14 protein-coding genes are annotated in these 14,217 nt (G+C 66.8%); 12 read left to right on the top strand and 2 right to left on the bottom strand.

What is annotated here, in order from left to right; translation table 11 throughout:
- Positions 1 to 37: 37 nt before the first annotated feature.
- Genes surE through bpln_RS10835 form a run of 5 tightly spaced genes read left to right on the top strand, consistent with a single transcriptional unit; the run spans position 38 to position 4,484 of the window.
- Positions 38 to 799 (top strand): 5'/3'-nucleotidase SurE, encoded by a 762-nt coding sequence (gene surE / locus bpln_RS10855; RefSeq protein WP_042625193.1) that lies wholly within the window; start codon positions 38 to 40, stop codon positions 797 to 799.
- Complete coding sequence (locus bpln_RS10850; protein WP_055138818.1) at positions 796 to 1,674, top strand: protein-L-isoaspartate(D-aspartate) O-methyltransferase; 879 nt, start codon at positions 796 to 798, stop codon at positions 1,672 to 1,674. Before surE ends, bpln_RS10850 begins: the two co-directional genes overlap by 4 nt.
- A gap of 11 nt (positions 1,675 to 1,685) precedes the next feature.
- Positions 1,686 to 2,588, top strand: coding sequence for a peptidoglycan DD-metalloendopeptidase family protein (locus bpln_RS10845; RefSeq protein WP_175937919.1), 903 nt, complete (start codon positions 1,686 to 1,688; stop codon positions 2,586 to 2,588).
- An 11-nt stretch (positions 2,589 to 2,599) separates the two neighbouring features.
- Positions 2,600 to 3,694 carry an RNA polymerase sigma factor RpoS gene (rpoS, locus tag bpln_RS10840; RefSeq protein ID WP_042625190.1) on the top strand — a complete coding sequence of 365 codons (1,095 nt, stop codon included), beginning with the start codon at positions 2,600 to 2,602 and terminating at the stop codon, positions 3,692 to 3,694.
- Positions 3,695 to 3,701: 7 nt separating this feature from the next.
- Positions 3,702 to 4,484, top strand: coding sequence for a 3'-5' exonuclease (locus tag bpln_RS10835; RefSeq protein ID WP_042625189.1), 783 nt, complete (start codon positions 3,702 to 3,704; stop codon positions 4,482 to 4,484).
- Between the two features lie 78 nt (positions 4,485 to 4,562).
- Here the strand turns inward: bpln_RS10835 and bpln_RS10830 are convergent, their stop codons facing one another.
- A complete protein-coding gene (locus tag bpln_RS10830) occupies positions 4,563 to 5,420 on the bottom strand; it encodes an endonuclease/exonuclease/phosphatase family protein (protein WP_055138816.1) in 858 nt (285 codons plus the stop codon).
- A gap of 72 nt (positions 5,421 to 5,492) precedes the next feature.
- Between bpln_RS10830 and rlmD the strand changes: the two genes are divergently transcribed.
- On the top strand, positions 5,493 to 6,887 hold the full coding sequence (gene rlmD, locus bpln_RS10825) for a 23S rRNA (uracil(1939)-C(5))-methyltransferase RlmD (RefSeq protein WP_055138815.1): 1,395 nt from the start codon (positions 5,493 to 5,495) through the stop codon (positions 6,885 to 6,887).
- A gap of 116 nt (positions 6,888 to 7,003) precedes the next feature.
- On the opposite strand, the gene bpln_RS10820 is transcribed toward rlmD, so the two are convergent.
- A complete protein-coding gene (locus bpln_RS10820; RefSeq protein WP_042625186.1) occupies positions 7,004 to 7,699 on the bottom strand; it encodes a Bax inhibitor-1/YccA family protein in 696 nt (231 codons plus the stop codon).
- A 282-nt stretch (positions 7,700 to 7,981) separates the two neighbouring features.
- On the opposite strand from bpln_RS10820, the gene ndk reads away from it, so the two are divergent.
- The 6 genes from ndk to bpln_RS10790 all read left to right on the top strand — a co-directional run bounded on the left by ndk (position 7,982) and on the right by bpln_RS10790 (position 14,185).
- Positions 7,982 to 8,407: a nucleoside-diphosphate kinase gene (gene ndk, locus bpln_RS10815; RefSeq protein WP_042625185.1), complete on the top strand. Its 426-nt coding sequence runs from the start codon at positions 7,982 to 7,984 to the stop codon at positions 8,405 to 8,407.
- 40 nt (positions 8,408 to 8,447) lie between these two features.
- Positions 8,448 to 9,584, top strand: a complete 1,137-nt coding sequence (rlmN, locus tag bpln_RS10810; RefSeq protein ID WP_055138814.1) for a dual-specificity RNA methyltransferase RlmN — start codon at positions 8,448 to 8,450, stop codon at positions 9,582 to 9,584.
- A gap of 144 nt (positions 9,585 to 9,728) precedes the next feature.
- The gene (locus bpln_RS10805) at positions 9,729 to 10,754 is read left to right on the top strand and encodes a helix-turn-helix domain-containing protein (protein ID WP_042625183.1); all 1,026 of its coding nucleotides are present in this window, start codon (positions 9,729 to 9,731) and stop codon (positions 10,752 to 10,754) included.
- 88 nt (positions 10,755 to 10,842) lie between these two features.
- Positions 10,843 to 12,147 (top strand): flavodoxin-dependent (E)-4-hydroxy-3-methylbut-2-enyl-diphosphate synthase, encoded by a 1,305-nt coding sequence (gene ispG / locus bpln_RS10800; protein ID WP_042626640.1) that lies wholly within the window; start codon positions 10,843 to 10,845, stop codon positions 12,145 to 12,147.
- A 15-nt stretch (positions 12,148 to 12,162) separates the two neighbouring features.
- The gene (gene hisS, locus bpln_RS10795) at positions 12,163 to 13,503 is read left to right on the top strand and encodes a histidine--tRNA ligase (protein WP_042625182.1); all 1,341 of its coding nucleotides are present in this window, start codon (positions 12,163 to 12,165) and stop codon (positions 13,501 to 13,503) included.
- 52 nt (positions 13,504 to 13,555) lie between these two features.
- Positions 13,556 to 14,185 (top strand): tetratricopeptide repeat protein, encoded by a 630-nt coding sequence (locus bpln_RS10790; RefSeq protein WP_042625181.1) that lies wholly within the window; start codon positions 13,556 to 13,558, stop codon positions 14,183 to 14,185.
- Positions 14,186 to 14,217 lie beyond the last annotated feature (32 nt).

Below are 14,217 nucleotides of genomic sequence, written 5' to 3'. Positions count from 1 at the left end.
CGTTCGCGCGCCATCTTTCCTCGGTTACAATCGCCGGATGCGAATCCTACTCAGCAACGACGACGGTTATCTGGCGCCCGGCCTCGCCGCGCTCTACGAAGCGCTGCGGCCGTTTGCCGACGTGACCGTGATGGCGCCCGAGCAGAACTGCAGCGGGGCATCGAATTCCCTGACGCTATCGCGGCCGTTGTCGCTGCACCGCTCGGCGGCGAGCGGCTTTCACTACGTGAACGGCACGCCGACCGATTCGGTCCACCTCGCGCTGACGGGCATGCTCGACGAGCGGCCGGACCTCGTCGTGTCGGGAATCAACAACGGCCAGAACATGGGCGACGACACGCTCTATTCCGGCACCGTCGCCGCCGCCACCGAAGGCATCATGTTCGGCATCCCGGCGATCGCGTTTTCGCTCGTCGACAAGGACTGGGTCGAGCTCGAATCGGCCGCGCGCGTGGCCGCCGACATCGTCCGGCATTTCCTCGCGCAGCCGATGCCGGGCCAGCCGTTCCTGAACGTCAACATCCCGAACCTGCCCTACGCGGCGCTCAAGGGCTGGCAGGTCACGCGGCTCGGCAAGCGCCACCCGTCGCAACCGGTGATCCGCCAGACCAATCCGCGCGGCGAGCCGATCTACTGGATTGGCGCATCGGGCGCCGCGCTCGACGCGAGTGACGGTACCGACTTCCATGCCACGGCGAACGGCTACGTGTCGATCACGCCGCTGCAGCTCGATCTCACCGATACGCAGAAACTGGCGGTGACGCGCGACTGGGCGCGTGCGCGGAGCGACGCTTCATGAGCGGCGAGCGCGCCAAGCGGTTCCCGCTTGCGCTCGAGGACCTGAAGCGCGCGCCGCGCAAGACCGCCGTCCGCGCCACCGAGCGCCATCCGGCTTCGCCCGCGCGGCCGACGCTCGGCGCCTCGGTCGCGGGCTCGCCGGCCCGGCCGGCGGGGTTCGCCCGCGCGGCCGCGCACGGCCCGGCCGGTGCCGCGAATCCCGCGGGCAAACCCGCACTGGCCGGCGCGCTCGCGCTGACGTCGGAACGGGTTCGCGAGCGCATGGTCGAACGCCTGCGAGCGAACGGTGTGACCGATACGCGCGTGCTCGGCGCGATGGCGGCCGTGCCGCGCCACCTGTTCGTCGATCCCGGGCTCGCTGCCCAGGCCTACGAGGACGCGGCGCTGCCGATCGGTCATCAGCAGACCATCTCGAAGCCGTCGGTGGTGGCGCGCATGATCGAACTCGCGCTGGCGGGCCGCTCGCCCGAGCGCGTGCTCGAGATCGGCACCGGCTGCGGTTACCAGGCGGCCGTACTGAGCCACATCGCGCGCGATGTCTATTCGATCGAGCGCGTCAAGCCATTGTTCGAGCGTGCGAAACGCAACCTCCGGCCGTTGCGCGTTCCGAACATCCGGCTGCATTACGGCGACGGCCGCCTCGGCCTGCCGTCGGCCGCGCCGTTCGATGCGATCGTGATCGCCGCGGCGGGGCTCGACGTGCCGCAGGCGCTCGTTGAGCAACTGGCCGTGGGTGGCCGCCTGATTGCGCCGGTCGGTGCGCAGAGCGGCGACTCGCAGGTGCTGACGCTCGTCGAGCGGGTCGGGCCGACGCAATGGCGGGAGTCCCGGCTTGATCGCGTTTTCTTTGTCCCTTTAAAATCCGGAGTGATTTGACACAGATGATTATGTTGCGCGCGATGCAAAACAATCGATCGACTATTCCGCTGACGTCCGGCCAGCGAATCGGCCAGCGCGCGATTTGTGCAGCCGCACTCTTGCTCGTCGCCGCCTGCGCGTCGCGACTCGACCAGGCGCCCGTCGTGGACCGCTCCGGCACACTCGGCACCACCGCGTCGGTGTCCGCCGCGCCGGTGGCGGCGCCGGTACCGCTCGGCCCGCCGCCGCCCGGCTACTACCGTGTGAAACCGGGCGACACGCTGTATCGCATCGCTCTGGAGAACGGCCAGAACTACCGCGACATCGCCGCGTGGAACAATCTCGCGAACCCGAACCAGATCGAGGTCGATCAGCTGCTGCGCGTGGCGCCGCCGAACGGCGCGGTCGCCTCGGTGTCGCCGGGCGCCGTGCCGCCGCTGTCGAGCGGCCCCGCGATGCCGCCGATCTACGGCGCCAATGGTGCCAACACCGGTGCGGCCACGGCGCCGCCCGCCGCGGTTCCGGCGCCGGGACCGGCCGCGGGCGACAACACCGCCGGCCCGAGCAGCGTGACGTTCGCGTGGCCGGTGCGCGGCCCGATCCTCAATTCTTTCGACGATTCGAAGAACAAGGGCCTCAATATCGGCGGGGCCGCCGGCACGCCCGTGAAGGCCGCTGCCGATGGTCGCGTCGTCTACGCCGGCAACGGTCTGCGCGGTTACGGTAACCTCATTATCGTCAAGCATGACGCAACCTATCTCACGGCGTATGCACACAACCGCGCTTTGATGGTAAAAGAAGGAGATTCCGTCACGAAAGGCCAGAAGATCGCCGAGATGGGCAATAGCGATTCCGACCGCGTGATGTTGCATTTCGAGGTCCGCCGGCAGGGTAAACCTGTCGATCCGCTGAAGTATCTGCCGCCTCAATAGACGAGACGACCATGCCGAAATCGAAGCGCCACGAGCCGCAAGCCGAGTCTGAGAAGATCAGTCGTGCCACGCAAGCATCGATGGGGCGCACTGGCGCTTCGAAGGACGACGATGACGATACCGCCGAGAACGAGCGCGAGTATGAAGCGCGCGAATCCGGTGCGGAGGAGTCCGACGGCGAGCGGGAAGGGCGCGGCGGCGGCGAGAGCGCGCCCGAGCCCGACGATTTCCGCGCGATGATGCAGGCGGAGCTGACCGCCGACACGATCCAGCACTACCTGAACCGCATCAGCGTCAAGCCGCTCCTGACCGTCGAGGAAGAGCAGCGCTATTCGCGGCTCGCGAAGGCGGGCGAGTTCGAGGCGCGGCAGATGATGATCGAACGCAATCTGCGGCTCGTGGTCAGCATCGCGAAGGGCTACCTGAACCGCGGCGTGCCGCTGCTCGACTTGATCGAGGAAGGCAACCTCGGCCTGATGCATGCGATCGAGAAGTTCGATCCCACGCGCGGCTTCCGCTTTTCGACCTACGCGACCTGGTGGATCCGCCAGAGCATCGAGCGCGCGATCATGAACCAGGCGCGCACCGTGCGGCTGCCGGTGCACGTGATCCGCGAACTAAACCAGGTGCTGCGCGCCAAGCGCCATCTGGAGAAGAACTCGATGTCGACGGGCGAGGCGGCCGAGCGCCGCGAAGCCGGCATCGACGACATCGCCTATCTCACCGGCAAGACGGCCGAGGAGGTCACCGACATCCTCGCGCTGAACGAGCACACGGCCTCGCTCGACGCGCCGCTCGACCTCGATCCGGCGAGCAGCCTGCTCGATCTGCTGCCCGACGACCAGAGCCAGTCGCCCGACGCCGAGGTCCAGCACCGCGAGCTCGAGACGCTGACGCGCGCCTGGCTGTCGCGTCTGTCCGACAAGCACCGCCACGTGATCGAGCGGCGCTTCGGGCTCAACAACATCGAACCTGCGACGCTCGAGGAACTGGCCGACGAGATGGGCCTGACCCGCGAGCGCGTCCGGCAGATCCAGCAGGAAGCGCTGGTCCGCCTGAAGCGGTTCTTCGCCTCCAATGGCGTTCGCAAGGACGCCGTTCTGTAACCGATTGATGACTCCGATTCTGGTATTTGACATCGAGACGATTCCCGATGTCGACGGCATTCGCCGTCTTGAAGACTTGCCGTCCGACCTATCCGACGCGGAAGTGGCCGAACATGCGTTCGAAGCGCGCCGCGAGAAGACCGGCGGCGATTTCCTGCCGCACCATCTGCAGCGCGTGGCCGCGATTTCCTGCGTGTTCCGCGACAAGAGCGGGTTCCGCGTGCGCTCGCTCGGCACCGCGCAGGACGGCGAGGCCGCGCTGATTCAGTCGTTCTACCGCACCATCGAGAAATACACGCCGCAGCTCGTCTCGTGGAACGGCGGCGGCTTCGACCTGCCGGTGCTCCACTACCGCGCGCTGGTGCATGGCATCCCGGCGCCGCGCTACTGGGACATGGGCGAGGACGACCGCGAGTTCAAGTGGAACAACTACCTGTCGCGCTATCACAGTCGGCATACCGACCTGATGGACCTGCTCGCGCTGTACCAGCCGCGCGCGAGCGCGCCACTCGACGCGCTGGCCAAGCTGTGCGGCTTTCCGGGCAAGCTCGGGATGGACGGCGGCCAGGTCTGGGCGGCCTATCGCGACGGCCAGATCGACGACATCCGCCATTACTGCGAGACCGACGTCGTCAACACCTACCTGCTGTACTGCCGCTTCCAGATGATGCGCGGCGGGCTCACGCCGCCCGAGTACGCGGACGAGATACGGCTCGTGAAGGAAGCGCTCGCGGCCGAACCGGCGCCGCACTGGGCCGAGTACCTGGCGGCGTTTCCGAAGCAGGCATGAGGCGCGCGTAGTTGGGCCGCCCGGCTCGCGCATTTGCTCACGCTTCGGCCACGTTTCGACCGCGCTGGGGCGACCCGGTCAGTCGCGCAGCTCGAGCAGGATCGGCTGGTGATCGGAGGCGCGCGTCGCGCCGTCGATCTCGCAGCGCACGATCCGCTCCGCGAGCGTGTCGGTCACGAACACGAAATCGCAGGTCATCGCGCCGTCCTTCCATTGCACCGTGTCGTAGACACCCGCCGTGGGCGGCGGCGTCGCGCCCGGATGCGCATGCGTCCAGGCATCGACGAAGGCGGGCGCGTCGGCGATCGGGGCCGTGATCCGCCGGTAGGCGTCGTCGCGATACGCGCTGTTGAAGTCGCCGCAGGCGATCGCGTCGAGCGCGCGCGCCGGCTCCGCGAACGGCTCGTCCGGCGTTTCCGCCGGCGCCGGGCGGCGCGCGTGGCCGGCCGCCTCGCGATGCTGCGCGCGCAGCGCGTCCACCTGCGCGAGGCGCTGCGCGGCCGAGTAGAACTCCAGATGCGTCGTGACGATCCGCAGCGGCCCGCCCGCGCCGGACAGGTTGACCTCGAGCGCGTTGCGCGGCATCGACGGCGTGCCGGCTTCGGCCGGCCACGGCAGCGTATGGCGCAGCACGCGCCCGACCGGCAGCCGGGTCGCGATCGCGTTGCCGAACTGGCGCCGCGCGGTGCCGCCGGCGGCGGGCGGCAGGTCCACCGCGATCGCCTCGATCACCGTGTAGTCCGGCAGCAGCGCGGCCAGTTCGGCGAACTGGTCCGGCCCGGGGCCGCCGGGCAGCGCTTCGAAGCCGCGCGTGAGTTCCTGCACGCAGAACACGTCGAAATCGGCGAGGGCGCGCGCCTCGGCGACCGTGCGCGACAGGTCGACCCGACCGCTCGCGTCCCGACCCCATTGAATGTTCCAGTCGATCAAGCGCATATCAATCTCCGATGACGAACGTCCATTCGTCTACAATCTCGCCTTCCCCCAAACGATCGTCAGGAAAAGCTGGTGTCCGAAGCCGTCCCCACTCCCGCGCGCAAATCCCGCAACGCGCCCGTCGCGCACGTCAGTGCGCCCATCGAGATCGAATCGCTCGACATGGATGCACGCGGCGTCGGCCGCCTCGTGAACGAGGACGGCGAGTCTGGCAAGGTGATCTTCGTCGAGGGCGCGCTGCCGGGCGAGCGCGTCACCTATTCGAGCTATCGCCGCAAGCCCAGCTACGAGCAGGCTACCGTGGTCGACATCCTGCGCCCGAGCGTGATGCGCGCGCAGCCGAAGTGCGAATTCTTCGGCACTTGCGGCGGCTGCTCGATGCAGCATCTCGACGTGCGCGCCCAGGTGGCGATCAAGCAGCGCGTGCTCGAGGACAATCTATGGCATTTGTCGAAGCTGCGCGCGGAAACGATGTTCTCGCCGATCCACGGCCCGGCCTGGGGCTACCGCTACCGCGCGCGGCTGACCGTGCGCAACGTCGCGAAGAAGGGCGGCGTGCTGGTGGGGTTCCATGAGAAGAAGAGCAGTTACGTGGCCGACATGACGAGCTGCGAGGTGCTGCCGCCGCATGTTTCTGCCATGCTCGTGCCGCTGCGTGGGCTTGTCGAGGGGCTGTCGATCCGGGATCGGATGCCGCAGATCGAGCTGGCGGTCGGCGCGAGCGTGACGGCGCTCGTGCTGCGCGTGCTCGAACCGATCAACGCCGCCGACGAAGCGCTGCTGCGCGCGTTCGCCGATGCGCATCAGGTGCAGTTCTGGCTGCAGCCGAAGGGGCCGGATTCGGTTTTCCCGTTCTATCCGCTCGACCAGTCGCTCGACTACACGCTGCCGGAATTCAATATCCGCATGCCGTTCAAGCCGACCGACTTCACCCAGGTCAATCACCAGATCAACCGCGTGCTGGTGGGCCGCGCGCTGCGCCTGCTCGCGCCGCAGCGCGGCGACCGCGTGCTCGACCTGTTCTGCGGGATCGGTAACTTCACGCTGCCGCTCGCGCGGCTGTCGCGCGAGGTGGTCGGCATCGAGGGCAGCGAGGCGCTGACCACGCGCGCGCTCGAGAACGCGAAGGAAAACGGCGTCGACGCGCATACCTCGTTCGCCTGCCGCAACCTGTTCGAGGTCACGGCCGATGACCTGCGCGCGCTCGGCGCGTTCGACAGGTTCCTCGTCGATCCGCCGCGCGAAGGCGCGCTCGCGGTGTCGAAGGCGCTCGCGGAGATCGCGCAGAGCGGCGACGGCCCGCTGCCGAAGCGTATCGTCTACGTCTCGTGCAATCCGGCCACGCTCGCGCGTGACGCGGGCCTGCTGGTCCATGAGGCCGGCTACCGGCTGCGCGGCGCGGGCGTGGTGAACATGTTCCCGAATACGTCGCACGTCGAATCGATCGCGGTGTTCGAGCGCGTTTGAGCTGCCGGGCCGCGACGCGCCGGTGCGGCATCGACCGCGCATAAAAAAACCGGCCCGATGATCGGGCCGGTTTTTCGTGGCGAGTCCGAACGATACCGCTGCCCGGACTCTCGCGTTCAGTTGCGGTTGCCGCCGAAGATGCCGAGCAGCGCCAGCAGGTTCGTGAACACGTTGTACAGGTCGAGATAGATCGCGAGCGTGGCGGTGATGTAGTTCGTCTCGCCGCCGTTCACGACGCGCTGCACGTCGAACAGCATGTAGGCCGAGAAGATCACGATGGCGAGCACCGACACCGTCAGCATCAGCGCCGGCAGGTGCAGGAACATGTTCGCGACCATCGCCAGCAGCAGCACGATCACGCCGACGAACAGCCATTTGCCGAGGCCCGAGAAATCGCGCTTGCTGACCGTGGCGATGGTGGCCATCGCCGCGAAGATCACGCCGGTGCCACCGAACGCGAGCATGATCAGCGACGGGCCGTTCGAGAAGCCGAGGATGAAGCTCAGCAGCCGCGACAGCATCAGGCCCATGAAGAACGTGAAGCCGAGCAGCACGAACACGCCGGCGCTGCTGTTCTTGGTGCGCTCGATTGCGAACATGAAGCCGAACGCGATCGCGAAGAACGCGAGCAGGCTCATCATCGGGCTCGTCGCCGCGAACAGAGAGAAACCGGTCGCGACCCCGACCCACGCGCCGAGCACGGTCGGGATCATCGAGAGCGCGAGCAGCCAGTAGGTGTTCCGCAGCACGCGGTTGCGGGTTTCGGCCGTCAGCGTGCCGCCGCGGCCGAAGTTGTACGGATAGTCGTTCATGGTTTCTCCTAACATGGAACGTGACAGCGATCGGAAACCGGACGCATCGCGATGCGCTGCAGCAATCCGGACGCCGCACTGCATCAGATCGGTTTGCCGCCCCAAGGTTTCAAGAGGGCTCGACAATCGATCGACGGGCCGATGCAGGCACGACGCGCAATCATCAGCATACTCGGTTTCCACCTTTCTGAGATGTAAGGGTTCAATCGCAATGATACACGGGAACGTGTTACAATAGCGGATTCATTTGAAAACGTAACTTGTTAATTTCTTGGAGTTTTTATGGCAATCGAGCGCACCCTGTCGATCATCAAGCCGGATGCAGTGGCAAAGAACGTGATCGGTCAGATCTACAGCCGTTTCGAAGGCGCTGGCCTGAAGGTCGTCGCGGCTCGTATGGCGCACCTGTCGCGCGGTGAAGCGGAGCAGTTCTACGCGGTTCACGCGGCGCGTCCGTTCTTCAAGGATCTGGTCGACTTCATGATCTCGGGTCCGGTGATGATCCAGGTTCTGGAAGGCGAGAACGCGATCCTGAAGAACCGCGACCTGATGGGCGCGACGGATCCGAAGAAGGCGGAAGCCGGCACGATTCGCGCCGACTTCGCTGACAGCATCGATGCCAACGCGGTTCACGGTTCGGACGCGCCGGAAACGGCAGCCGTCGAAATCGGTTTCTTCTTCGCCGGCCTGAACGTCTACTCGCGCTAAGCGGGTAGCGGGTCCGGCGCGTGCGGCAAGGCAGGGCACCATGACGAGCGATACCACCGTCAATCTCCTCGACTTCGACGCCGAAGGCCTCGTCGCGTATTGCGGCAGCCTCGGCGAGAAGCCGTTTCGCGCCAAGCAGTTGCAGCGCTGGATCCACCAATACAATGCCGCCGATTTCGACGGCATGACCGATCTCGCCAAGTCGTTGCGGGAAAAGTTGAAAGGGCGTGCCGTGATCGGCATGCCCGAGATCGCGAGCGACCATGTCTCGTCGGACGGCACGCGCAAGTGGCTGATCGACGTCGGCAACGGCAACGCGGTCGAGACCGTCTTCATTCCGGAAGAGGCGCGCGGCACGCTGTGCGTGTCGTCGCAGGCCGGATGCGCGGTCAACTGCCGATTCTGTTCGACCGGCAAGCAGGGCTTCTCGCGCAATCTGTCCACGGCTGAAATCATCGGACAGTTGCGGATGGCCGAATTCGCTTTGCGCGAATCGCTCGGGCGCGCGCCCGGGCCGAACGGCAAGGCCGAGCGCGTCGTCACGAACGTCGTGATGATGGGCATGGGCGAGCCGCTCCTCAATTACAGCGCGGTGGTGCCGGCCATGCGGTTGATGCTCGACGACAACGCCTACGGGCTGTCGCGGCGCCGCGTGACGCTGTCGACCTCCGGCGTCGTGCCGATGATGGACCGCCTCGGCGCGGAGCTGCCGGTTGCGCTGGCGGTGTCTCTGCACGCACCGAACGATACGTTGCGTGACATGCTCGTGCCGCTCAACAAGAAGTACCCGCTGCGGGAGCTGATGGCCGCGTGCCAGCGCTATCTGACCGTCGCGCCGCGGGATTTCATTACATTCGAATACTGCATGCTCGACGGTGTCAACGACACCGACGAGCATGCGCGCGAGCTGCTCGCGGTGACGCGCGACGTGCCGTGCAAATTCAATTTGATCCCGTTCAATCCGTTCCCTGAATCTGGGCTGCTGCGCTCGAAGAACGAGCGCATCAAGCAGTTCTCGCAGATCCTGATCGAGGCGGGTGTCGTGACGACCGTGCGCAAGACGCGCGGCGACGACATCGATGCTGCCTGCGGTCAGCTCGCGGGCGCCGTGAAGGACCGCACGCGCCTCCAGCAGCGGACGGGAAGCGGGAAAATCATCGAAGTCCGGGCCGTCTGACGGGGAGGTCCGGGCTTGTGGCGGGTAGACGCGACAAGCGATCCGGGGCGGGTCGGGCCGTCCCTGTTTAACGGTTGCGCTGCGGCGCCGGGCCCTGTTCCGGCGCCGTTGCACAAGTGAAGAAGAATCGACGCGAGGATTAGGATGAGCGAGCCGCAACCGCCAAGAGGCGCAGAGACGAATGCCGAGCAAAAGCCGGCATCGGCGGGGTTGGAGTCGTTGGTGGCCGTGGGCGCGCGCCTCGCGCAGCTTCGGGAAGCGAAGGGGTGGTCGGTGGCCGACGTGTCGGCGCGCCTGAAGGTGGCGGCGCCGAAACTGCGAGCGCTGGAAACCGGCGACATCAGCCAGATGCCGGGCTCGACGTTCGCGGTCGGCGTGGTGCGCAGCTACGCGAAGATGCTCGGCGTCGATCCGGAGCCGTTCGCGCAGGCGCTGCGGCGCGAGAAAGGCGTTCACGAGGTCGATCTGTCGATGCCGGCCTCGTCCGGCACCGACCTGCCGCGCGGCCGCGTGTCGATCCCGCTCGGCGCGCCGACGCACCGCCGCTCGTGGCTGTGGGGCGTGCTGGCCGTGGTGGTGGCGGTGATCGCGGTCGCCATGTGGCATTCGGGTGGCGATTCGGCGAACTGGCTCGCGAAATTCAAGTCGAACGCCGGCATGGCGGGGTCGGCTTCGCAGCCGGCCTCAAGCGCTGATTCGGCCGCCGCCTCCGATAGTGCGGCGATCGCGGTCGGCGGGTCGACCGTGACGGGCAACGTCGCCTCCGACGCGGCCACGAGCGAGGTCGGTGCGGCGCCGGCGGCAGCTGCGGCGCCGGCCCAGCCGGCATCGGTCGTCCCCACGGCACCGGCAGCGCCGGCGAGCGTCACCGCGCCGGCTGCGGCCTCGTCGGCTGATGGCGCGAGCGTGGTCGCGGCCGCCGGCCAGTCGGTGCTCGGCATCACGGTCAAGTCGGACTGCTGGGTCAGCGTGCGCGACAAGAGCGGCAAGGAACTCGTGTCGGCGCTCGTGAAGGCGGGCGAGACGCGCCAGATCACGGGCGAGACGCCGTTGCGCGTGACGATCGGCAATCGGGCCGGGCTCGATTCGGTCACGTTCGACGGAAAAACCGTGGATCCGGCAAAATATTCGGCAGGTCGGGGTAACGTCGCGCGCTTCGCGCTGCCCTGACGGCAAGCGCCGTGGCTGACCGGGCACGGCGCTTTTTCAATTCGTGTGCCGCCCGCGGGCGGCGCTTCCGGCGCAAATGGATCCAACGATGCAATCCGAAGCTCAATCCCCACGCAGCAGTCAGATTTGTTCAACCGAACCGGTGTTCGGCGGCTCCCTGCCGCGCCGCCGTTCGCACGCGGTGGATGTCCGGTGGGGCGGGAACCTGGTGACGATCGGCGGCGACGCGCCCGTGCGCGTGCAGTCGATGACGAATACTGACACCGCCGATGCGATCGGCACCGCGATCCAGATCAAGGATTTGGCGAACGCGGGCTCCGAATTGGTGCGTATTACGGTTAATACTCCGGAGGCAGCCGCAGCGGTTCCCGCGATCCGCGAGCAGCTCGACCGGATGGGTGTCGCGGTGCCGCTCGTCGGCGACTTCCATTACAACGGCCATCTGCTGCTGCGCGACTACCCCGCGTGCGCGGAATCGCTGTCGAAGTACCGGATCAATCCGGGCAACGTCGGCCAGGGCGCGAAGCGCGACACGCAGTTCGCGCAGATGATCGAACTGGCCGCGAAGTACGACAAGCCGGTTCGGATCGGCGTGAACTGGGGCAGTCTCGACCAGGATCTGCTGGCGCGCATGATGGACGAGAACGCCGCGCGCAGCACGCCGTGGGAAGCGCAGAGCGTGATGTACGAGGCGCTGATCCAGTCGGCGATCGGCTCGGCCGAGCGCGCGGTGGAGGTCGGCCTCGGGCGCGACCGCATCATCCTGTCGTGCAAGGTCAGCGGCGTGCAGGACCTGATCGCCGTCTACCGCGAGCTGGCACGCCGCTGCGGGTTCGCGCTGCACCTCGGCCTGACCGAGGCGGGCATGGGCTCGAAGGGCATCGTCGCCTCGACGGCGGCGCTCGGCGTGCTGCTGCAGGAAGGCATCGGCGACACGATCCGCATCTCGCTGACGCCGGAGCCGGGCGCGCCGCGCACCGGCGAGGTCGTGGTCGGCCAGGAAATCCTGCAGACGATGGGTTTGCGCTCGTTCGCGCCGATGGTGATCGCCTGCCCGGGCTGCGGCCGGACGACGAGCACGCTGTTCCAGGAGCTCGCGATGCAGATCCAGACCTATCTGCGCGAGCAGATGCCGCAATGGCGCAAGACTTACCCCGGCGTCGAGAAGATGAACGTCGCCGTGATGGGCTGTATCGTCAACGGCCCGGGAGAGTCGAAGCACGCGAACATCGGCATCAGCCTGCCGGGCTCGGGTGAAAACCCGGCCGCGCCGGTCTTCATCGACGGCGAAAAGGTCAGGACGCTGCGCGGCGAACGCATCGCCGAGGAATTCCAGCAGATCGTGAGCGACTACGTCGCCCGTAACTACGGCCAGGCAACGGCCGAGCAATAAATCAACCGAAATCCGATGACCGAAACCAAGCGAAAGCTCGAAAAGCTGACAGGCGTGAAGGGCATGAACGACATCCTCCCGCAGGATGCCGCACTGTGGGAATTCTTCGAGGCGACCGCCAAGTCGCTGCTGCGCGCCTACGGTTACCAGAACATCCGTACGCCGATCGTCGAGCATACGCAGTTGTTTACACGCGGCATCGGTGAAGTGACCGACATCGTCGAGAAGGAGATGTACAGCTTCACCGACTCGCTGAACGGCGAGAACCTGACGATGCGCCCGGAGAACACCGCGGCCGTGGTGCGGGCCTCGATCGAGCACAACCTGCTGTACGACGGCCCGAAGCGGCTGTGGTACATCGGCCCGATGTTCCGTCATGAGCGTCCGCAGCGCGGCCGCTATCGCCAGTTCCACCAGGTCGGCGTCGAGGCGCTCGGTTTCGCCGGCCCCGACACGGACGCGGAAATCATCATGATGTGCCAGCGGCTGTGGGACGACCTCGGCCTGACCGGCATCAAGCTCGAGATCAACTCGCTCGGCCTCGCCGAGGAGCGCGCCGCGCACCGCGTCGAGCTGATCAAGTATCTCGAGCAGTTCGCCGACCAGCTCGACGAGGACGCGAAGCGTCGCCTGTATACGAATCCGTTGCGCGTGCTCGACACCAAGAACCCGGCGCTGCAGGAGATCGCCCAGAACGCGCCGAAGCTGATCGATTTCCTCGGCGAGACGTCGCGTGCGCACTTCGAGGGCCTGCAGCGCCTGCTGAAGGCCAACAACGTGCCGTTCACGATCAATCCGCGGCTCGTGCGCGGCCTCGATTACTACAATCTGACCGTGTTCGAATGGGTGACCGACAAGCTCGGCGCGCAGGGCACCGTGGCGGCCGGCGGCCGTTACGATCCGCTGATCGAGCAGCTCGGCGGCAAGCCGACGGCGGCCTGCGGGTGGGCGATGGGCATCGAGCGGATTCTCGAACTGCTGAAGGAAGAGCAACTCGTGCCGGAGCAGGACGGCGTCGACGTCTACATCGTCCACCAGGGCGACGCGGCGCGCGAGCAGGCGTTCATCATCGGCGAACGTCTGCGCGATACCGGTCTCGACGTGATCTTCCACTGCAGCGCGGACGGCGCGACCGCGAGTTTCAAGTCGCAGATGAAGCGCGCGGACGCGAGCGGCGCCGCTTATGCCGTGATCCTTGGCGAGGACGAGGTGACGAACGGCACGGTCGGTGTGAAGGCGCTGCGCGGTGCGGGCGCCGACGGCGAAAAGAGCGAGCAGCAGACCGTAACGGTCGAGAACTTGACCGAATTTCTAATCAATGCGATGGTTGCATCCGCCGAAGACGGCGACGACTGATTGCGGCGCCTGGCGCTCGACAACAAGCTGGACAGTAAGGAATCGCTAGCCGATGAGCTACCACGACGAACAAGAATCGATTGAAAGCGTAAAAGCATGGTGGGCCCGCTGGGGTGACCTGACGACCTGGATCCTGACCGCCGTGCTCGTCGTGGCAGCCGCCTGGAACGGCTGGAACTACTGGCAGCGCCATCAGGCGGCCCAGGCCTCCGGCTTGTACGAGGCCGTGCAGCAGGCCGTCAGCTCCGGCGACAAGGCGAAGATCGCCCGCGCCGCGTCGGACATGGAGGACAAGTACGGCCGCACCGCGTATGCGCAGATGACCGCGCTCGCGGCCGCGAAGGGGCTGTACATGGCCGGCGACACGGCCGGCGCGAAAGCGCAGCTGCAGTGGACGATCGACCACGCGCAGGATGACGCCTACAAGCAGATCGCGAAGCTGCGCCTGGCCTCGCTGCTGCTCGACGAGAAAGCCTACGACGCGGGCCTCGCACTACTGAACGGCACGCCGGACGACGGTTTCAAGGGCCTCGTTGCTGATCGCCGCGGCGATCTGCTCGCCGCGCAGGGCAAGCGCGGTGACGCGCGCACCGCGTACCAGCTCGCGCTCGATTCGCTGCCGAAGGGAGACGCGTCCGTGCGTCAGCTCGTGCAGTTCAAGCTCGACGCGCTCGGCAGCTGAGCCGCCACGCTTTCGTTCCCCAACCTTATTAG

This window comes from Burkholderia plantarii (assembly GCF_001411805.1).
Taxonomy (GTDB): domain Bacteria; phylum Pseudomonadota; class Gammaproteobacteria; order Burkholderiales; family Burkholderiaceae; genus Burkholderia; species Burkholderia plantarii.
This window is presented reverse-complemented; position numbering and strand designations above follow the sequence as displayed.

Excerpts from the sequence above, each read along its gene's own strand:
- rlmN (WP_055138814.1), top strand. The coding sequence starts at position 8,448 with ATGACGAGCGATACCACCGTCAATCTCCTCGACTTCGACGCCGAAGGC.
- bpln_RS10820 (WP_042625186.1), bottom strand. The coding sequence starts at position 7,699 with ATGAACGACTATCCGTACAACTTCGGCCGCGGCGGCACGCTGACGGCC.
- bpln_RS10850 (WP_055138818.1), top strand. The coding sequence starts at position 796 with ATGAGCGGCGAGCGCGCCAAGCGGTTCCCGCTTGCGCTCGAGGACCTG.
- bpln_RS10845 (WP_175937919.1), top strand. The coding sequence starts at position 1,686 with ATGTTGCGCGCGATGCAAAACAATCGATCGACTATTCCGCTGACGTCC.
- rpoS (WP_042625190.1), top strand. The coding sequence starts at position 2,600 with ATGCCGAAATCGAAGCGCCACGAGCCGCAAGCCGAGTCTGAGAAGATC.
- bpln_RS10835 (WP_042625189.1), top strand. The coding sequence starts at position 3,702 with ATGACTCCGATTCTGGTATTTGACATCGAGACGATTCCCGATGTCGAC.
- bpln_RS10805 (WP_042625183.1), top strand. The coding sequence starts at position 9,729 with ATGAGCGAGCCGCAACCGCCAAGAGGCGCAGAGACGAATGCCGAGCAA.
- surE (WP_042625193.1), top strand. The coding sequence starts at position 38 with ATGCGAATCCTACTCAGCAACGACGACGGTTATCTGGCGCCCGGCCTC.
- ispG (WP_042626640.1), top strand. The coding sequence starts at position 10,843 with ATGCAATCCGAAGCTCAATCCCCACGCAGCAGTCAGATTTGTTCAACC.
- hisS (WP_042625182.1), top strand. The coding sequence starts at position 12,163 with ATGACCGAAACCAAGCGAAAGCTCGAAAAGCTGACAGGCGTGAAGGGC.
- bpln_RS10830 (WP_055138816.1), bottom strand. The coding sequence starts at position 5,420 with ATGCGCTTGATCGACTGGAACATTCAATGGGGTCGGGACGCGAGCGGT.
- ndk (WP_042625185.1), top strand. The coding sequence starts at position 7,982 with ATGGCAATCGAGCGCACCCTGTCGATCATCAAGCCGGATGCAGTGGCA.
- bpln_RS10790 (WP_042625181.1), top strand. The coding sequence starts at position 13,556 with ATGAGCTACCACGACGAACAAGAATCGATTGAAAGCGTAAAAGCATGG.